This is a genomic window from Pseudomonas trivialis, from assembly GCF_036864995.1.
GTDB classification, from domain to species: Bacteria; Pseudomonadota; Gammaproteobacteria; order Pseudomonadales; family Pseudomonadaceae; genus Aquipseudomonas; species Aquipseudomonas trivialis.
In genome coordinates this window covers 4,919,016-4,938,373 of record NZ_CP142151.1, presented here as the reverse complement: position 1 = coordinate 4,938,373, position 19,358 = coordinate 4,919,016, and the positions used below count along the sequence as shown (strand labels likewise).

Sequence of the window (19,358 nt, the reverse complement as noted above, 5' to 3'; positions counted from 1 at the left end):
GTCGTGGCCGTGGATGTAACTTTTGCCCGAACCCAACCAGCTCTTACATCCAAAAAGCCTGTACTTGAAGCAGGGCTTTGAGAGTAGAATGCTTGTTTTAACGGACTTCACTCCGCCATTCTGAGATATACGTCATAAACTCAGCTTGAGGGCTCCGCTTATAGCGCCAGCTGCTTATGTTACTGAGGTTGTCCCTGGTTTGGGCCGTGGTTACCACCAGCCTCCTTTTGGCACGTGACACTCCGACAAAAAACGTACAACGGGTTTCATGAGTGTCATTGCCCCAATAGGCCTGTTCTTCCACACCAAGCAAAATCACAGAGTCAAACTCCAAACCCTTGCTCTTGTGAACCGTGAGGATCCGGATCGACTGGTCGTCTGACAGTTGGGACAGAGCCTGAATCAAGTCGGGCTCCTGCTCTAAGGCGGCATCAATGTGCTTTTTAATATCTCGGATGACTTCCTTCAGTCGATCCCTCGACTCGTAGTCATTGGAAAGGCTCGTGAGCAAACTCACACCAACCATTGACAGGAACTCCTTTAAAAGACTCCACCGCTGTGCATAGCAGTTCTTGGCCAAATCCTCGGCCGCTGACTTACGAGCCTCTTTGATGAATCTGTTCCAGTTGGTGCGCACGGCGCCGGCCTGCTCGTCATCGTCCGAAGGAATGATCCGGCGCATTAACCTCGTCCACGCCCTGGGCTCTCGCGAACCGTAAAGGCATAGCAAGTAGTCCACAATCACCATTGCCATAGGCTCGGTGGCTAGGTCCTGCATCTGGTTCTCGTTACGGTGTGATATGCCCATTGCGTCGAGTGCCACTGCCAACCGGGTGGTATAGGCCTCAGGTTGGCTTCTCACAAGAACCGCGACCTCAGAAGGAGCTAAACCCTCCACGTTGATCCAAGTGTTGATTTGCGCTGCCAAGCTAGCGGCTTCTTCTGTGCAGTTGTCGAAAGCTTGGGCATGGATCTCCCCGCCTTCTCCTTCAAGCAGGCTTTCTGGCATTTCAGAGCCTGGATCGAGGACTTTGACTATCTCGTTTTGCAAACGTAGAAGCCGTGGCTGCGAACGAAAATTGCGGTAAATGTTGAGATGAGTTGCAGAGAAGTCACTTTCAAATTTGCCAAATACGCCATCAAGCGCACCCGCCCACCCCATAATTTTCTGCTTTACATCACCTACTGCGGTGACTCGCCGCGTTGTACTTGCGAAGATCTTGCTGACCAGCGCGTATTGCTCGTTCGTGCAGTCTTGGAACTCATCAAGAAACACATCGCTGTAGGTCTGCCTTAGGGCATTCACAGCCATCGGATAAGCATCAAGGATCTTGATGGCCAGTGGAATAAGAAGACCAAACTCGGTCTGAACAGGATGGGCCTTTCCCTTGGGCACAACTTGGAATCCGGCATCCAGTGCGTCATCACCAGTGAGAACCGGCCGAAAGCGCTCAATGATCCGTTTAGCGAAACCGTGAAACGTGTAGCTATCGAACCGATTAGCGTACTCAGCCCCACATCTTTTCCAGACTCGCTCTTTCAAGTTGTTGCTCGCGTCGACCTTGAAGGCGATGGCCAAAATTCTTTTCGGGTAGCGGCATGTTCCTGTCGTCAGCAAAAAATCGGCCCGCTGTGCGAGCAACTCGGATTTCCCTGAACCTGGGCCAGCAGTGAGTGCAACGCAACGCTTGAGCTCCCTCACCGCTGTTGTGGCATTCGGTTCGAGCACTATGCCTTCAGAGGGCGTCCAATCTTCGATCAGGATCATTCCTGGAGCGCCTCGACTTTGGCTATTACGAAATCTGCCAAGCGTTCTAAGGATGCAGGCATAGAGTCCTTGAGCTGCTTATCGGTCAGTTGCGAAAGCGCTTCAATATGTGACTTGGGTTTGCTATCGAGTTTGAAAAGCTTGTGATACGCAATGAAGTGCTTACGCTCAGTCAGTGAGTACTGCTTGGCGTCAAAATGGCTATCACCTAGCACGGACTTGACCTGGGCAAGTTTCGGGGGAAGCAGCTTATCGGCCGTCAAGCCGTAAGCCTCAGGGAAAGCTTTGAGCATCGAAAAGTCGAGGTCCATTGGCGCCGAAAAAAACACCCCCATCGGCTCAAGGTCACCAATGTAAGATCTGTATTGCGGATCTTTTTCTACCTTCAGAATCTTATGAGTGGCATTGTTCCATTTTGGTAGCGTTGCCAGCTGATCCTCCGGCAAGTAAAGCTCATTTGGCCGGTGCTCCTTGAGCTCAGTAGCGACATACTTGATCCTCCCCCAACCTCCACCAAACCGTGCCACGTCAAGATCAAGAAGAGTAACGTAAGGGATCTTCAGGCCGCTGAGAAGTCTCCAAAAATGGTTGATATGGCGGCCGCCTAACGGCGCAATCGAAATAGCCGCTTCATCTACTAGTAACCCTTTGGCTGCGAGCAAGCGAGGCAGCACGATCTCCTCGCTATCACCTTCCCCTAATATCACCAAACGTGAGAAGTACACTTCAGGGTAGAGCCTGGATCGCCTCTCTTACGAACTTGTACGCCTCGCCTTTTTTGTTGGGCGGCATTTTGATTTTGGTCACTACCGTGCTCCGCGTTTCATCCAGCCGCAGGTACCTGATCGCAGATGGCTCGACACGTCGCAACATCGACGGGGCATGGGTGGCAATCAATGCTTGCGAGTCAGCGAATCCTGGGCTGCCCACTAGTGTTTTTAACGAGGAAACTATCCGACCCAGATAGTGGGGGGATAAGCTGTTTTCGGGCTCCTCAAGGGCTACAATCGTGAAGACCGCCGGTCTTAGCTTATCCGAGTCGAAGGACTGATCATCGCCATTTAGCACTGCCCGTCCTATAGCCTGTGATGACAAAACCAATGACAGATACAGCATCGATTTCTGACCATCGCTAAGCCTTGAAAAATCGACCATCTGCTCACCGTGGCCTGGCGAAAAAGATACGGACAGATGTCGGAGCAGTGACTCAATTTCGTTGGCAATGAACGTCACACTTGGGCTCGCGAAGAACTGCCCTTTATGGAGCTCCTTCCAAGTCTTGGACAGCCCTGCACTGAGATTCAGAACCGACTCGTTGTCGGTTAGGCTTTCCGATATGTCTGTGGTCAACTGCTTGATAGTATCGCGCTGGGCTGACCAGTTAACCGCTCGCAGCAGGCGACCAAGCAATGCGTTCGCACCATACGCGATATGGTCTGCGGGATCACGACGAGCCGGAAGGTAGTGCACCTGGATAAAGTTCCGCTCATCCCGAGGCACAGGGACGGTATCTACTGGATCATCTTCTTCATCGACATCCAGGACGTAGCGAAGACTTTGCTCGATCTCATCATCAACGCCGATCGAAGCATCTAGCCGATACCTTACGCGAGGCACCCCGTCTGGATCATCCAGTCGCATGTGCCCAAAGTGACAAGGGATGGTCGGATGCTCACCCGCATCGTCATCCAACTCTGGGAATGTAAATTCAGCTTCGATCCACAGAGTTCTTTCGTCAGGTGCCTGCTCCTCGTCGTGGGGGACGGAGAAATCGGATTTACGCAGTCGCCTTTGATTGGGATCGAAAGAAAAAAGCCGACAGAGTGCCTGTAGTGTCGCGGTCTTCCCCGAGCCATTCGGGCCAATAAGGAATGTGAGATTTTCGAGATCTATGGTGACCGGCTCTGCCCCGAAAGATTGGAAGCCGCAGATGCGGACGTGCTGAAGTTTCAACTTAGAATCCTTTCTTGGCTTTTTATTTACCTGCGAACAGCGCGGACGTACGCAGAGCGGGCAAATGTTCACTTGCCGGGCAGACCCATCGTAGCTGAGCAATTGACTGTGTGGTAGCAGGATGATGGCAGTCCTGTCCTGCACCAGGGCACAAAAGCTTCTAGAACAACCACCGGCGCCGGATAAATCACTAGGTTGACAAAGTTGGTGATTTGCACAAAAATGTTGGTTGACAGTATCTATGTTTTGCACGCTTTTATGGAGAGGCCATATGCCCCCGATCCAACACCCGAGTGAGCTGGAACCGAAACTCAAGCAGGAATACATTGAGCTAGTCTGCAATAACGTTCTAGACGCTGCTTACCGTGCGTTGGAAGTCACCTCCACAGAAGATGACACCAATTGGACGATGGGAACACTCCCGTATGGTCGCGTCCACGGCCGATTCAAACGTCTACACCGCGATTCCACCCTTCCATGGCTGATGCTTACCAATCGCACTATGGACTTCACGCTTAGCGTGAACGGCGTGCTCATGCAGGTGGTGATGGACGATCCCGAGATCAGGAAGAAAGGCTACCGACTTCAGTCCAATCGCGTTGAACTCTACCAAGCTAGCCTGCTCGGGCCCGCGATCGACAAAAACATTACCTGGCGTTTGTATGTAGATAGCGACGGCAACTTCGACGGGCCCAAGCTAACGGCTTCGATTCTGGGGTTCGATACCAACCGCAGCCTCGTCTGTAAGTGGGTGCATGATTACGTGCCTCTGTTTGCTCCTCGTACCACCGAGCTTCCACAAGAGGTGGAAATCGAGGAGGCGTTAGTCGCTCGTCGGGACAAAGATGCCGACCAGAACGCAACACGAGATGCTGATCCAATAAATGAATGACAGAACAGGTTTTTTGCCTTTTGGCGACGAATTTTCGCCCGACAAACTCCGCCTCGCGCGATGCGCGGCGGGGCGTTCGCTCGCTGATATCGGAGAGCTCCTGGGCGTTACTCGGCAATACGCGCATAAGCTGGAAGTTAATGCGATACCTTCGAGCACCCAACTCGCCCAGCTATCTGAGGCCTTGGGCGTGCGCGAGAGCTTTTTCTTTTCGCCACGACGCGGTTCGGTGGAGTTGGAACAATGCCATTTTCGAAGCGTGCGATCTTCTTCGCAGACGCTAAAAAAGACCATTGCAGCTCAGGTCGAGATGTTTGAGCTTTTGATCGACGAGTTGGATAAGGAGGTTGCTTTTCCTGCACTGAGTTTCAGCATGCTTGAAGAGCCGGTATCCGGTGTCAGCAAAATCGAACAGGTAGCTGAAAAATTTCGACGTGAACAGGGCCTGGGAGTCGGTCCCTTGTCCAGCGTGACAAAGCTGGCAGAGAAGGTTGGAGTATTGGTCGTTAACCTAGCGGAAGCCGATGACAAGGTCGATGCGTTTTCGTTATCCAACAAACGGCCGTTGATCGTCAGGAACACCGCCAAGGTCAATCCATGCCGGCAACGTTTCGACCTTGCTCATGAGATGGGCCATTTGGTAATGCATCAGGGGATTGAGACCGGCTGCCGCCTCACTGAGGATCAGGCTAACCAGTTTGCCAGTGCCTTGTTGATGCCCCGGGTAAGCTTTGCATCAGAATTTCCTCCGATGCGAGGCAAGTACCTTAATTGGCCAGCGCTCAAGGATATGAAGCTTCGTTGGAAGGTAAGCTTCAAGGCGCTTATCTTTAGGGCTCACACGCTTGATCTGCTCACAGCCGAGCAGGCTAAATCCGGCTTCACCTACCTCAATCGCAAGGGCTTCACGAAGCATGAGGAGTTTGACGAGTTGATCCCAATGGAGTCGCCCATGCTCGTACAGAGAGCGATCAATTTGCTGGACTATAGTACTTGGAGGCGGGTGCTGACGGCTGCCGGGCTTACGGCGGAGATGGTGACCAGGCAGTACATGCTGGACGTGCCGTCATCCCCTTTGCGATTGGTCGAGGTCAACGTAGGTTAGGGCTGCTTTGCGTTGAGAGTTAAACGCCAGAGATTGGCCCGCTGAATTGAGTTCAAGGAAATCGCGCAGGCACTGATGAGTCCTTCCAGTCGCGCGTAGACTGCTTTTTGCCAGCGTCGCCTAGGAGACTCTTCTTTCCTGCTCATAGCGAGATCCCAGATTAAATCGCGAAAGGTCTTGACGGCTTAATATTTACAATGAGACAAGTGTCCACGTTTTATGGAATGTGGACACTTGAGGTTTTTGGCTTTATGAAGAGTCAAGATATTTTTCTTCTGTTCAAGATGGCCAGTCTGCACGCCCAAGAAGAAAATCTTTATGGGGTGATGGAATCTGAGTCGAATTCGAACACGGTTGAGGGTTTGTTAAAGCCGCAGCAGATACATCGAATGACGGCAGGAGGGCGAGTGGGGCAGCCGCTAGTCACCTACCCCGCTGATGGTGAAGAAACTGTATTCCACCGCCAGGAGTTCGACTCGCCCTTGGACGACGAGGATGGGTGGGAAGGTTGGTCGGACCCCGTACCTTCTCCGCCGCTGGCGAGCTGGAGTGAAGGCTACTCGTTGCGTGCGTTGTCCGCGTCTCTTGGGCTAAGCAAAAGCGAGGTTTCAAACTCCATAGCTAGGTGTCGCGAGTCCGGAATGCTCACCAATGATTACGACACGGGGCTTCCGAAAGTTAATCGGCGAGAGCTGCTGAAAATCACCGAGCATGCTCTGAAGTACTTTTTCCCCGTGAAGCCGGGCGCAATGGTTCGCGGTATTCCAACAGGCTTCGCAGCGCCTGCGCTCTCCAAAAGCATCAAGAGCGCTGGCGGTCTGATTCCGGTTTGGCCTGATGCTCTCGGAACTGAGCGTGGTCAGGCGATAGAGCCGCTCTACAAAACGGTGCCGGAAGCGGTAAAGAAGGACAGAACCCTTTATCACTATCTTGCGCTTGCTGATGCGATCCGTCTTGGCGGCCCGCGAGAGTGTGGTGTGGCAGTTAACATTCTAAAAGCAGGGATGGGGCTGAAATAACATGTCATCAAACGCGGATCACAACTATGAGCTCATAGAGTTTGTTGCAGACGGCTTGGGGGAGGCTTTTCTCGCTGAGGTTGCCTTTGTCGGTGGTTGTACCACCGCCATGCTGGTGACTGATGCTGCCGTGCTGGACGACATTCGTTTTACCGATGATGTTGACCTAGTGATTGAGCTAGCAGGCATTAGCGCTTGGCAGCACCTCACAGAGCGCCTGGCGGCTAAGAACTTCAAAATCACTGGTGAGGATGAGGTCAACTGTCGTTTCCGCTTCAACGACGTCGTCGTCGACGTTATGCCTTCTGATCCCGCTGTTCTCGGATATGCCAACCGTTGGTTCGTGGAAGGGCTGGCAAGGGCTGATAAATTTACTTTGCCCAGCGGTATCGTAATCCAGATATTTAAACCGACCTACTTTCTTGCGACGAAACTAGAGGCCTTTAGCGGCCGCGGTGAGGGCGATCCCTACCACAAGGACGTCGAAGACATCGTCATCCTGATTGATGGTCGTACAGAGCTTTTGGAGGAAGTTCGCCAAGCAGAGTCTGAGCTTAAGGAATTCATCACTGCTGGAATTCGAGATCTCACGGCGCTCAGTGGTATCGACTACGTGATTGAAAGCTCGGGCTCGGTGCAGGCTAATCCAGGTAGAGGCCGAATCATCCACATGCGCATGAAGGACCTGGGCAACGCATGAGATACGACACCAGATCAGTAATAGGAAGGACTAGGAAAGCCAATCATGACCGTGCTGGAGCTCTCTGCGATGGCGAAAGAGGGCTGTTCGTTATCACGGACGGTACGTCGAAGACCGGCAGTGGCCAACTGGCTGAACACTTCGTAAAAGGTATTTTAGCGGCCTATCAGAAACACTTAGATCAGGGGGGCGATATCACTGAGTATGGAGCGGTGGAGCAGGTACTTTGTTCAGTGCTGGCCGAGCTTCACGCGATTTTGTTTGCGGACCAGACAGGGACGATGTGTTACCTAGTCGGTGTCGTTGCTTATGGGAGGCTCACGCTTGCTTATGAGGGAGACTGTTCGTGTGGAGTGGTGACACCGGCAGGCACTATCGAGTGGATTACTCCGCCCCACTGCAAGGTCAATTGGAAGCGCGACCGCTCACACCGTGAGCTGGCGCAAGATCCGGCTCGAAACCGGATAACTCGATGCTTGAAGGCTAATCGTGCTCCGGATCCTGATTTTGTTTTTCATCAATTGGCCGTCGGTGAGCGACTGGTGTTCGTAACCGATGGCTTCTGGGCGGAGTTAACGGAGTCGCAGCAAAGCAGCTTGCTGGTAGCACCAGATAGCGTCTTTATTGCTGTTGAAGATGACGTTACGTGGATTGACGTTCAAATCTAACCCTGGAAGCGCAGAAAACAGACATACACTCCGGCTAGCTGGTAGCGTTTCATTAACAAGACCAAAAAAAGGGGATAAATGATGAGCTTGTCAGCAGAAGATCTGTTTGAACAACTGAAAGAGGCGGTCGACCGGTCGGTAGCGGGAGAAAGCTTCGGAATTGTGAATGAGGCGGCCGAAAATGCTGGCATGACTGGTGGCCGAAAAGATCCAAGCGTGATGACTCTTGGGTTCACGTATGAATACTCGGATGCAACCGGCGGTACTGTGACGCTGGTAGTGAAATCCTGGGACACCAGTTCACCGTTTCAGAACAAGCCGGACAGGAACAAGATGACGGTGGAGCTGGTGAGAGACGGCAAGGCGCTTCAAGCCTATTCGAGCTGGTATGAAGACTGACTGGTGTTCACATTTAGACGGCAGTCGATGGGAAACCTGCGTGTTCCGGGCTTGCAGTGGCAGAAGCGACGTCACTTGAATATCGTTGATCAGAACGGGCGTGCGTTTCCCTCCTGTCGTGACGCTTGAGGCGTTGCAGGTTCAGCTAATGCCAAGTTTGTTCTATGCGACGTGTCGCCTAAACTGGCTTACAACACGAATTCCGGAAAGAACTGTTTGCGTGAAGACCTTCAAGGGCGATCTATCAACGGGCAGCTCTCTGCTAAAAATTTCATCTCCACACAATCCCGAAAGAAAAGGCAGAGCATTGAAGAAGTCGCACATTGATAAATTGAGCTTGGCGATTGCAGTCTGTGCATTGGGGCTTTCGCTATGGCAGGGGTATCAGCAGAGAGTGCAAAACCATGTTGCTGTTGAGCCAAGGATCAATGCCTATTTCAAGCTCGACGGCAAAACGGATCAGAACGGCCTATACATTTTCAATAATGGCTTAGGCCCTGCCTATGTTGAGAGCCTTGAAGTAACGGTAGATGGAGAGCCTGTTACGGATATTAGTTATGGCCGATTCGGTGGTGCCGTTCAATCAATGCGCCTTGGTACCGATTGTCTCACTATAGGCGGTCCTCGCCCAAATGACTCTTTGAAACTGGGTGAGGAAATTGGCCTAATCGAGATCAGCAAAAATGCTCCTAGTACGTGTGCACTTACGAAGTTGTTGCTTGGGGCCAAAATCCAGCAACACCTGGATTTTACCCTGATCGTGAAATCCATTTACGGCGATCGGTTTCAGTACAAATTCAAGAACAATATCCAGACTGCGCTTTGATTGGTATCGATAGCACTATTGCTTGTGCCGCTACGTGGAGATTTGGCCCTGCCTCGACGCTGGGCCGCTCTGATGCTGCTCTATTATGCAAGAGAAATATCTGTTTTCAGGCGCCTCGCCCGCCCAATAAAGGGCCATTATGGCTTTTCTGGCTGAAGGCTATCGGGCTGAGTCGAGGTCATCAAAGGTCTTGCGCACATCGTTGTAGATAATTTGTATAGATCACTATTTCAGAAAGTAACTTTCCAGAACTCTTACCCCTAATCATGCTTGGTTTGGGGGATAAGTTTCCATCGGCTCAAGCTGGCGTCCTGGAGCGCGGCGACAATTTCAGTATGTTTGTATATGTACTTGGAGAGTTGAGCTATTTCGATCTGTGCGATTGTCTCACTTCCACCTTCATTCAGCTTTTTAGCTATCTGGTTCAGGTTTCTTCCGATGCTTCGGAGCTGTCCCGACGAATCCCAAAGCGCCTTCGTAGTTTCCATGGTGAACTGAGGCTGGTTGGTGAGGCTGGCTCGAACGCAATTGATTACCCAGCGCTGAGGAGAGCATCCCTCGGCCTCTGAGCGTGCCACGATCTCATGGTGCTCACTCGGTGTGAATCGAACCTCAAGCCTTTGTTTTGGACCTTCGTCGGGTTCGCCTGCGATTTGCCCTGATATCCAACTGTGAACGTCTGGGGGCATTTCATCTTGGATGACGTAGCGCATTAGCGCTCGGATCATGCCGTGTTGGGAGCTGCCTTTTTTCTCGCAGTGCGCTTCCCACTCTGATTTCAACTCGGCTGGTATGCGTACGCGGTAAACGTCGCTATCCCTTGTGGCGCCGATGCTAGCTTTGCGCGGCATGTGCATTCCTCCTTCGAAATCAACAGCTGACTATGCCTGTAGTGAACCACAATTTACCGGCGAGCGCCTATCCTGCACTTGATCTCCATGTGCTTGAATCCTTGTTCATGAACAAGCTCTGGGCGCCTATTGACCGGCGAAAAGCCTATCCTGCATTAGTGCTTAGGGGGATTTAGAACTTGTTCATGAACAAACTTTTTCGGTCCGATGCGCGCTCCAGCAATGAAAGTCTGGGCATATGTGGAAGTCACTCACTAGGCGTTTTCTTTCCGCGAGGTGGCTACAAATTCCTCCAGATCAATCTCACCGCTGATGTAACGCTCGCCGAGGCGTTTCATACCGTCTGTGATTTCAAATGCAGACAGGTTTGCTGAGGCATTGGCAAAGGCGACGGCCTCCCTTCGCTTATTCCGCTCAGCCTCCGAGAGTTGGGATACCTTGGGGTGGTCAACTCCGGCTGAAATCTCAATGTTGCTTTGATGTTGCGCGGTTTTTTGGTCGCCTGAAGTCATAGTGGTTCCTGATGATTTTTAAGAATTCCTGATCATTTAAAGGATAGCGGTTTGAGGCAGTGTCAGATGTGCGCGATCTTGGCTGGCCCCGTAAGAGCGCGAAAGCTCGCATGTGTGAAATTACCAAGGTTTTTGCTGGATGTGGTGTCAAGGGCGGCACCGGAGGCCGCATGCGGAGCGGAGCCGAAGGCGAGCACCGAACGGGTGAGGATGACGGGCGTAGCCGTACCCTTGACTCCACAGGAAGCGCTCAGCCTATCGCTAGGGGAGGTCAAGGGCTCCGCCCGCCGTGCCTGCCCCGCAGCCAGTCCGGCAAGTTCGGACACGGGATGCAACCGAAGGGGTTGCCCAAGCGGAGCGCGGAGCTTTAAGACCGGTGTTCAAACATTTCCATCGTTTGGATTACTGACCGGTGCAAGCGTCTTTTCCGGTGCCTTACTGGGGAGAACCTCGGTTAGACTAGTGGTTCTTCAAGGAAGCTTTTCAAAGGAGTGAATCGGTGCAAACCAACCAAACCGTCAATTGCCCACATTGCATGAACAACGTTCCATGGGGCGCCTCAGTTTGTAGAGGCTGTCATGCTGAAATTTCTTATGGCACCCCTCGGGCAAGTATCGTCGTTTTCATTATCGTTTCGGTGGCAGCAGGCTGGTATGCGGCGAAGCTCGTTCACGATCACCTGTCTACCAATTCGACAGTGTTGTGGGTTGTTTTCGGGATTGTCTTCGCACTGGTAGGCGTTCTGTCCATAAAGATCTGTAAGCGCCTTTATACCGGCAGGACCTGGTTTCGACGGATCTACCGGACCAAGTGACCATCCGTCCCGGGATGGGTTTGCACGCATGAGTTATCAAAACAAGAACGCTGAAATTGTCTTGTTTTTTCGATTAGTTCATTAGATTCATAGTGTTAACGTTCTTTCATATCCCATCCCCCCGCCCTTCCCGCAAGCGGGAAGGGAGCGAGTCGCCCTCTGTCGTCAAGGGTGCAGGGGAGGCCTTCGGCCTTGACCCCCTACACCCATGCCGTGAGCGTTGGTCGCTTCTGCCGCGTCAAGGGGCCGAGTCCTCGTCGCTTCGCTCCTGCGGGCCGCACCAACCCCTTGACCCGCCATCCGCTTGCTGAAAGTACTCAGAAAAAGACCCCGTTGAAACGAGGTCTGATCAGTCTTGAGTCAGGAGCTACTGATTTACTTTGCCTCCAGTAGCGCTTCCCCAATTTTTGCCCATGTTCTGCATGACGTGCTGTCGGTACGCTGGATTCCAGGCTGTATTACCCGCCGCGAGGTGGTTCAATCGTCCAGCTGTGACCATCTGGCCCGACTGCATGTCACGGCGCGTTGACTGTCTGTTGAGGCCCCTGGTGATTGGTGCCATGGCGCCGTTTGCGATTCCGCGCAAGGTCAGTGCCGCACTCGATATACCTCCTGCAAGAGCCTCCTGCAACGCCATGGGCTTGATACATCATGTAGAGCACGACGATGGTTGTAACCAGTAGCTCCAGGAACGTTGCGATTGGGTAATCGGTTGGGTTTGCCAATATGCTGGCAGTTATCGAGGAAAAGTATTTGATCCCGAAGCTAAGAACCGTACTAACCAGTGCCGTTTGCATGATGTAAGTGATGACCTGGGCAAACCAGCTATCAAACCACTTGGACGTGAACTGACCAAACAGCAGCATCATGATGAAGACTGGCCCGATTCCGAGCATGATCGACAGCATTCCTTTTGCGACAATAATCATCGCGCCTGCCGGAACTGCGATGAGCAGCGTAGCGGCATAGACGATCAGAGCGTTCAGCCCATCCCACATAATCATTCCGATTTCATAGGAGTGGCGTTGCCCCATTTTCGACAACATGTCTGCACCGATCTGCCAGCCGTCTGACATTGCCTTGTCGATGACCTGGAAAACCGAATCTGAGGTTGATGGATCACTAGTCGCTGTGAAGGCGGCCGTTACTCCTGTTTCAAGCCCCCTCAATGACTCTACTACCCATGACATGTACGTGTCGGCGTTCATGGCGAGGCCGCTGATAAGCAGGAACTTTCCGCAGGTTTTGAGAAAGTGAGAGGCCGACTGCTCAATTGTTCCGGTGATCATCATGTAGCCGACCATCGTCAAATATAGCGTCCCGCCTATCGTCACGGTGAGCGTGAAATCCTCAATCACTCGGCTCGAAGTGATGCTGATGAACGTATGGAGGGTTTGATCCATTGACCCTCCGATCCATTCAAATATTCCTGTTTTGGTCGCCATTCTATTTCCCCTGAGAAGAGAAATTTATCGGCTCACGGTGCTTGTACTCACGATTCTCAAGGACCAATGCGTTTGCGGCAGTTTTCGCGTTGACGCAGTTCGGTGTCAGAGCAAGCTCGCCAGGATTTGCCTTACACCTTTCCAGAACCTTAAGTCTTTGAGGCGCGTTTGCTTTGTACCAAATCAACCGTCTGCACGGGCTCTTGTTTGCCGCAGCCTGAGAGGATGGCAGTGACGATCATTAGGAACGCGGAGGTAATCAGGGGGGATTTCATTTTTCTTCCATGGATTGAATGACGTTGAGGGTCCGTTCAGCGCTCGCTGGTTTTGCAATGTCGACTTTGTCGGTGTTCATAGTAAATGCTAATTCGGTCGCATCAATGATTCGCAGTGCTGCCACAGTGCGCAGCACGCTTTCCCGAGTGCCTGCCCAGCTACCAGCAAGCCGGTGCAGGGAATTGTTCAGTATGGTGATTGATGCTCCAAGGCTACCGGCTGCGAGGAGTACGCCAAGCAAAGGAGAAATTGGGGCTGATTGACGGGGAAGGGTTATGCCAAACCAATCAAGCAGTGCCATCGAGAACGGCACCAGCGCGAGGACGGCAGCCATGATGTCCCTATGGAGTAGTGTAGGTGCGCGCCGTGAAAGCTCCAACATTAACCCCATACGGGCGGTGCATATCCAAAATCTGCGGATGGATATAATCAAGTACGTGCTCAGGACTAACATTGGTAAGTATGTATATGAAATCATTGTGCTGTTCCTTTGATTGTTCGCGGGCGCAGGACTGTGTCCTTTAGATTCGGGTATTGATTTTTTACTTTATGGGGGGGCAGGCATATATATTAGTTTGGATCGGCTGTAGCTGGTTTTTGCTTCTATCGCTAAGGCCAAAACTTTCGGTCGACCATGATTTGGTCTGAAATATAGGGAATATTCGCTAGCTCATCCAATGCCATCTCTACCGTCCTGAAAAAATATGGTCGGTTCTCTTCGTCGGTAATGGTGTGGTCAATTACTCCATCAGAAACGCTGAGCGCAAATCCGTTCTTGTAGTGCGCGCGCAGAATAACTTGAATATTGCCAGTTCGGTCTAGGCTGTCGCAGTAATTTTCAAGTTGCTTAAAGTGAAGTGACATTGTCATTCTCCCTTGACGCAGTGATAGGGCCAATTTTTAGTTTGAAGGTTTTATCAAGGTTTTTCTTTTTAAGCTTTCCAGGGCGCTGGCGCCAATTTCACTTCGAGGTTTCAATTCTTCCGCCTCTTCAATAATGCGTTTGTTGGAAGTCGGCTCCGGTTTGCTCGGTTTTGCTAGGGGGCAGAAATTTCCTTTGTTGTAGTTTTTAGTAGTCCGTAGAACCATCTTGACGATGTTCCTTTGATTCTTCCGGCGCTTAGCGCTGCTGCGAGTTCGTCAAGCAATAACTGAGCGTCTTGCTGTGGTACATCCTGAAGAAGCTTGATGATCCACACGCGATCACTGGCTTTTAGCCTTGCCGGATATTGCAGGCCATTCTCAGTTAGTTGTTGTTGTATTTCTATTGTTGGTTCTGTTGGTAGTTCTTGGGGTGTCACCGCTGTGTCATCCCCGGTGCGACACGCTGTTGGCTGGGGCAGGGGTGTCTTGGATGTCGCCCCCCCGGTGACAGCGTTGTCAGTGGGGGGTAAGGCAGTTAGCGCGGGAATACTTATGAAGTATCTATTCGTCGTCTGACCTCCATCGTTACGATACTCTTTTTGAATGGATAGGAGGCCCATTCGTTCAAACTCCTTAATTTGACGCTGGACTGTTCTGGAAGAAATAAGGCAAGAGCTTGCTATGGTTTTTATTTTTGGCCAGCACTTCCCCTTTTCGTCAGCATACCTCACTAATTCAAGCATTATGAGTTTTTCGGTAGGAGAGCCAAATCGACGTGCCCATACCAAGTTATTAACCGTGTGGTTCATTGCAGTCTGTCCTGAGAGCTCACCTCAATATCTAAGTTCAGCGCGTCATTTATTTGCATTGTCCTAAAATATACGCGGCGGCCGATCCGTATCATTGCAGGTTTGAGTTTTCGAGAAATGTCGGTGTCTGAATATAAAGAGACCCTTACTCCATCAGGCGATCGGCCTAGTAGGGTGGCAATGTCTGGGATGCTCATCAACGGGCCAAAACGATTAAGTAGATACTCTTCAGTTGTCATGTGTAAGTTCGCAGTTTTTGGAGAAGGTCTGCGAATTCTTGAGGGGGATTGGCGTATTGTCAAACCGGCTGATGCGTCGAAACTACCAATATATAGTATCTTGGTTGACTGCTTTATGCGTCTTGGTAGTCTTAAGTTGGCTATCTTGGTTTTAAAGTTGAACGGTGGCTTTCTGATAGGGCCTATATGTAACGGGTGTTTGGTAGTTTTTTTTGGTTTTCTATGATGCGACTATAAAAATAGTCGCATTTTTTTCACGATTTCTTACAGAAACTGAATCGCTTTGAAGTTTTGTCCAGCGTACCCACAAGGTCGTCAGCCCGAAGATGGGTGTAACGCCTGAGCATCTGCATCGATTTATGACCACTGATAGAATAACCAGCTTGCTCCGCCGCCCTTAAAATAGAGGGGCTACATATATGGGTAGCCCGCTGCATCTACGACACGTTGATCAGAAAATTAAACTATGCGGCGGTATTTGCAGCTGCTTCAAACGCTCTGAGAAGTGAGTCGCTAGAGGCAGCGACGATGGCTCGTTTATTTTCGTGCCATTCCACAAGCACTCCGGAAAGCGTGACATAAAAATTGAATCCTTCTTCGTATGTTCCAGAGAATCTCACTTCTAATGCCGGACCTCCGCTCATGCCATACGGCTGAGGAGGCTGCCCTGTAGGCTGGAAAGCACTATCAATTTGTTTTTTTGGATCATAATTGAAAACAACTGGGTCGGAGATTTTTTTTACCCATAGATGCTCGGCCTCATTCTTCTCAGCAGTAATACTCAAAAGCATCCGGTCCACTTTTCCCCATCTTGAATCCAACCTATTTTTTGAGGCTGGGTAACCCATCAGTAGGTGATATCCGAGGCTTTCTCGCACCTCAGATCCTGGGGTCAAGTCAATCGCGGACACGCGTTCTACTTTATTCTTTAATAAAGCCTCTTTTATTGGCGTAAACGCCAAGTCATTATCAGGATCAGTAAAGAAATACATATTTTCTAGAAGTAAAACATGGTCGTTAATGTTAATTACGCAGGTGCCATGACGCATAGCGTCATCGAGAACGTGCTTAGCAGTTACTAAAAAATGCACGCCCCGATAAGTGGCCATAAATCCTGAGCCGAATCCATTCGCTCCCGTTCTGCTCTTCTTCCCATTGGTAAAGAAAGGTACGACGATTTTTCGCCAGCGCTCTACGAGAGCGTCAAAAATTTCAACTGTACTTAGATCATTAGCCATTCGTGCTCATATCCTTACCCCAACGTTCGTCACCGCTGCATGCGCAACCGTAGAAATTGTAACCGTAGAGAGCGTTCCAGACTCAAGAGCCGGCTGATGTCACGATGGCCGTACCATCAGATGCTGCTAAGGTAAGCGAGCAGCTCGCCGAGCGTCCGGTCAAGTCAATGGAGTCGTCCTCCATGTCATGCGCACGGCTGATAACATAGCGATGAAGTCAATTCTAAAGAAAACGTTCCTGGCCTCCGCGATGAAAAGCTTTTCAATGATAGGTACATATTTTCGTGCGAAGAAAAATTTTCTTGTAGCCATAGTCTGCGAGCGTGCCGGATAACAGGTCAGGAGTGCTGGATCTGCGCGAAGTCTTGGTACTGGAGCTGTGTGGAGAGCAAGGGCAAGAGGTACGCGCTTACGACCTGCTCTGTGCCAAAAGAGAGCAATAATGAATGGCCGGTCTCGACCGATTCTGTTGAAAAAGTCGGTTATCCAAAACGGCCTGGCCATTGCCTAGTGAGAACGCCATTTTTGCACGCTACTGCGTGAAATCTGCGTCTGGAAACCTCTAACAAAAGTAAAGATTTCAATCTCGGACGCGTACTTCTCTGCCGTGGAAACCATGATCGACTTTTTCAACAGAATCGACCCTTTGCAGCCGTTCGAGGTGTCTACGAAACCAGGGGCGATTCAGATCAACCACTCCAGCTCTGGGAATTCTCTACTCATTCGTGACAATCTAAAGCCAGCCACCTTCCAAGACTCAAGAGAACTATGAATGTTGCTACCGACCAAAACGCCTCTTCGCAACCTTTACATGCGAGCATTAGCGAGCGTCAACGACCAATTGTGCCTCACTCTGTTTATGCACGAAGATGTCGCTGCGCGATGGCAGGAGTTAGCGACGTTGCGCCCGACTGAATTCACGAGCGAAGTATTCCCTGGCAACGAGTTCGCCGAGCGAATACACGTTCCTATGACACGCCTGTTGTCGTTTCGTGATGCTCAACTCAATACATCACTGGGCGTGAGCTTCGCTTTCGCAGTCGAGCAATTGCTTCTCTTCATTGAGGCTGCTTTACGGCACTGGGGAGATATGGCTGAAACCCCCATTAAACTGGCTGATCCCATCGATGAGACCTTAAATGAGCATTTGGTGACGCTTTCTGTGCCAATAGAGCCCTCATTGCTAAGGACGGTTAAATACCTGAGATTAAGGCGAAACCACGTAATCCACGGGGCGACTGAGCTTTCGAGCGAGTACTCGAAGCTCCTGAAACACGACGCACCAGGTCTTCAGAGATTCTGGGAGGCACGCTCATCCATCCCCGGCCTGATTTTCGGAGACAAATCTCCAACAACCTTTTCTCCGAGTGAGACGATTACATTGGTCAAGCTCGTCAGGGTGTGCCTTGAAGAGATTGATACTAGCGTTGCTGGTCAGCTGCGGCCAAATTGGATCTTCAGATCAATCAATGCGGGGCTTTTGAAGAGTCGTCATGAACTACGCGTGAGAAATCCGGTGGTGGTGGGCCGAAGAATTCGAAAGATCAAACATCATTCGGGCTCGATGTATGGTCTGCACGTTCAAGCTTCAGATATTGCGAGTGCTCTGGGAGAGTCACTCCAATAGATAAGTCAATACGATGCAAAGGTCTGCCATATCGATGCCGCTGACAGACCGTTTTTGGCCGATTGCTGCTGTTGACGACCAACAGCAATTCGCAGATCTCTGCCGATCATGGTCACGAAGCGTGCTGGTCAAAATGCAATCAGGTGGTCAAATGATGATTGATTTCGCACACAGCAAAGCTCTGAAAGTGCGGGGGTGGCAAAAATCCCCCGCCTCAAACGAATAAACTTAAGTGGCAGGTCTCGTTATTTTGTCCAGTTTACTGACGAGGTCTTCGGCTCGTAGGTGTGTGTAACGCTTTAGCATTTGCATCGACTTATGACCACTGATGGCCGAAACCTCTTGATCCGATAACCCACCTTCGACAAGCCGACTTACTGCTTCATGGCGCAGGTCGTGAAACCTGAAGTCAGGTAGATCGAGCTTCTTCTTGAGCTGTCCCCAAATCTTGGTGAAGGTATACGGCCGACGCTTCCCGTCCTTTCCAGGCTCACCGAAAAACACCAGGTTGCAGTCGATTGGTCGCACCGGGTTATCCATCGCAGCTTTGAATACTTCGGTGGCACGCTTGCTGAGAGGCACGGTGCGCGAGCCGTCGTTCTTTGTGTCTGAGAGACGTATGACGCGCTTTGCCAAATCCACTTGAGGGCGACGTAGGGATGAGATCTCTGACGAGCGCATACCCGTTTCCAGAGCGATGCAAACAATCCAACCCAGCATAGGGTTGCTGTGTCGATTCACTGCCGCAAGCAGAAGGCGTTCTTCCTCCGGCGACAATCTTCGGTCACGACCATCCCCAGGGCTTGGCTTCCGGATGTTCAGCACTGGGTTGAACGTCAGACCCAAACCCCACTCCTGAATCGCTACCGTGTACAGGTGGCTCAATAAGGCCAGTTCGAGGCGCACGGTGTTGTTGCTGATGGTCCCACCACGGCTAGGTTCGTTCAGGCGCTTGTCACGATAGCCGGCGATGATTTCAGCGGAGAGGGCAGCCATGGAGTATTTGCCCAGGTGCTCGATGAGTTTCTTGGCTTTCGAGGTTTCGCCACGCTGAGTGGTGGGCTTCTTGGTGGGGGTTATGTCGCTCAGGTAGCGCTTAAGTGCAGCTTCTAGCGTCATTTTCTCCGAGCCGCTACGCCGGATGTACACGCCACGCACCATCTCTTCTTCGGTACGCCTCGACCAATCCTCCGCATCACGCTTGGTGCGGAAGGTTTTGGCGACAGTGGGCCAGCCATTTTTACGAATGAGTGCCTTCCAGGTGCCGGAAGGAGTTTTGACGAGAGTAGCCATGAGAGGGTGCTCCTAGGCGGCTGGCGAACCAGCACTGTACCTAAATTGTACCCTTGGACC

19 protein-coding genes and 1 pseudogene are annotated in these 19,358 nt (G+C 51.3%); 8 read left to right on the top strand and 12 right to left on the bottom strand.

What is annotated here, in order from left to right:
- Window positions 1–97: 97 nt before the first annotated feature.
- Window positions 98–1,768 (bottom strand): ATP-dependent helicase, encoded by a 1,671-nt coding sequence (locus tag VRB54_RS21880; protein WP_338478720.1) that lies wholly within the window; start codon window positions 1,766–1,768, stop codon window positions 98–100.
- Window positions 1,765–3,721, bottom strand: a pseudogene (locus tag VRB54_RS21875) (ATP-dependent nuclease). The gene VRB54_RS21880 and the pseudogene VRB54_RS21875 overlap by 4 nt, the downstream one beginning before the upstream one ends.
- Before the next feature lie 271 nt (window positions 3,722–3,992).
- Between VRB54_RS21875 and VRB54_RS21870 the strand changes: the two are divergent.
- From VRB54_RS21870 to VRB54_RS21840, 7 genes are all read left to right on the top strand, one after another.
- A complete protein-coding gene (locus VRB54_RS21870; protein ID WP_338478719.1) occupies window positions 3,993–4,613 on the top strand; it encodes a hypothetical protein in 621 nt (206 codons plus the stop codon).
- Window positions 4,606–5,718: an XRE family transcriptional regulator gene (locus tag VRB54_RS21865; protein ID WP_338478718.1), complete on the top strand. Its 1,113-nt coding sequence runs from the start codon at window positions 4,606–4,608 to the stop codon at window positions 5,716–5,718. Before VRB54_RS21870 ends, VRB54_RS21865 begins: the two co-directional genes overlap by 8 nt.
- Before the next feature lie 224 nt (window positions 5,719–5,942).
- Window positions 5,943–6,737 (top strand): MarR family transcriptional regulator, encoded by a 795-nt coding sequence (locus tag VRB54_RS21860; RefSeq protein ID WP_338481141.1) that lies wholly within the window; start codon window positions 5,943–5,945, stop codon window positions 6,735–6,737.
- Window position 6,738: 1 nt separating this feature from the next.
- On the top strand, window positions 6,739–7,437 hold the full coding sequence (locus VRB54_RS21855) for a hypothetical protein (RefSeq protein ID WP_338478717.1): 699 nt from the start codon (window positions 6,739–6,741) through the stop codon (window positions 7,435–7,437).
- Window positions 7,434–8,105 carry a serine/threonine protein phosphatase gene (locus tag VRB54_RS21850; protein WP_338478716.1) on the top strand — a complete coding sequence of 224 codons (672 nt, stop codon included), beginning with the start codon at window positions 7,434–7,436 and terminating at the stop codon, window positions 8,103–8,105. The genes VRB54_RS21855 and VRB54_RS21850 overlap by 4 nt, the downstream gene beginning before the upstream one ends.
- A gap of 81 nt (window positions 8,106–8,186) precedes the next feature.
- The gene (locus VRB54_RS21845) at window positions 8,187–8,504 is read left to right on the top strand and encodes a hypothetical protein (RefSeq protein WP_338478714.1); all 318 of its coding nucleotides are present in this window, start codon (window positions 8,187–8,189) and stop codon (window positions 8,502–8,504) included.
- Between the two features lie 220 nt (window positions 8,505–8,724).
- Window positions 8,725–9,330 carry a hypothetical protein gene (locus VRB54_RS21840; protein ID WP_338478713.1) on the top strand — a complete coding sequence of 202 codons (606 nt, stop codon included), beginning with the start codon at window positions 8,725–8,727 and terminating at the stop codon, window positions 9,328–9,330.
- A 260-nt stretch (window positions 9,331–9,590) separates the two neighbouring features.
- On the opposite strand, the gene VRB54_RS21835 is transcribed toward VRB54_RS21840, so the two are convergent.
- The 9 genes from VRB54_RS21835 to VRB54_RS21795 all read right to left on the bottom strand — a co-directional run bounded on the left by VRB54_RS21835 (window position 9,591) and on the right by VRB54_RS21795 (window position 16,378).
- Complete coding sequence (locus tag VRB54_RS21835) at window positions 9,591–10,181, bottom strand: plasmid mobilization protein (protein ID WP_338478712.1); 591 nt, start codon at window positions 10,179–10,181, stop codon at window positions 9,591–9,593.
- 254 nt (window positions 10,182–10,435) lie between these two features.
- Complete coding sequence (locus tag VRB54_RS21830) at window positions 10,436–10,693, bottom strand: antitoxin VbhA family protein (RefSeq protein WP_253399690.1); 258 nt, start codon at window positions 10,691–10,693, stop codon at window positions 10,436–10,438.
- 1,329 nt (window positions 10,694–12,022) lie between these two features.
- Complete coding sequence (locus tag VRB54_RS21825) at window positions 12,023–12,952, bottom strand: type IV secretion system protein (protein WP_338478711.1); 930 nt, start codon at window positions 12,950–12,952, stop codon at window positions 12,023–12,025.
- Window position 12,953: 1 nt separating this feature from the next.
- Window positions 12,954–13,139, bottom strand: a complete 186-nt coding sequence (locus VRB54_RS21820; protein ID WP_338478710.1) for an EexN family lipoprotein — start codon at window positions 13,137–13,139, stop codon at window positions 12,954–12,956.
- 84 nt (window positions 13,140–13,223) lie between these two features.
- A complete protein-coding gene (locus VRB54_RS21815; RefSeq protein WP_338478709.1) occupies window positions 13,224–13,562 on the bottom strand; it encodes a hypothetical protein in 339 nt (112 codons plus the stop codon).
- 275 nt (window positions 13,563–13,837) lie between these two features.
- Window positions 13,838–14,092, bottom strand: a complete 255-nt coding sequence (locus VRB54_RS21810; RefSeq protein WP_338478708.1) for a hypothetical protein — start codon at window positions 14,090–14,092, stop codon at window positions 13,838–13,840.
- 173 nt (window positions 14,093–14,265) lie between these two features.
- Window positions 14,266–14,901: a helix-turn-helix domain-containing protein gene (locus VRB54_RS21805; RefSeq protein WP_338478707.1), complete on the bottom strand. Its 636-nt coding sequence runs from the start codon at window positions 14,899–14,901 to the stop codon at window positions 14,266–14,268.
- Window positions 14,898–15,140, bottom strand: a complete 243-nt coding sequence (locus tag VRB54_RS21800; protein ID WP_338478706.1) for a plasmid-related protein — start codon at window positions 15,138–15,140, stop codon at window positions 14,898–14,900. Before VRB54_RS21800 ends, VRB54_RS21805 begins: the two co-directional genes overlap by 4 nt.
- 464 nt (window positions 15,141–15,604) lie before the next feature.
- The gene (locus VRB54_RS21795) at window positions 15,605–16,378 is read right to left on the bottom strand and encodes a hypothetical protein (protein WP_338478705.1); all 774 of its coding nucleotides are present in this window, start codon (window positions 16,376–16,378) and stop codon (window positions 15,605–15,607) included.
- A gap of 772 nt (window positions 16,379–17,150) precedes the next feature.
- Here VRB54_RS21795 and VRB54_RS21790 point away from each other — a divergent pair.
- On the top strand, window positions 17,151–18,005 hold the full coding sequence (locus VRB54_RS21790) for a hypothetical protein (RefSeq protein ID WP_338478704.1): 855 nt from the start codon (window positions 17,151–17,153) through the stop codon (window positions 18,003–18,005).
- Window positions 18,006–18,233: 228 nt separating this feature from the next.
- Here the strand turns inward: VRB54_RS21790 and VRB54_RS21785 are convergent, their stop codons facing one another.
- Window positions 18,234–19,298: a site-specific integrase gene (locus tag VRB54_RS21785; protein WP_338478703.1), complete on the bottom strand. Its 1,065-nt coding sequence runs from the start codon at window positions 19,296–19,298 to the stop codon at window positions 18,234–18,236.
- Window positions 19,299–19,358 lie beyond the last annotated feature (60 nt).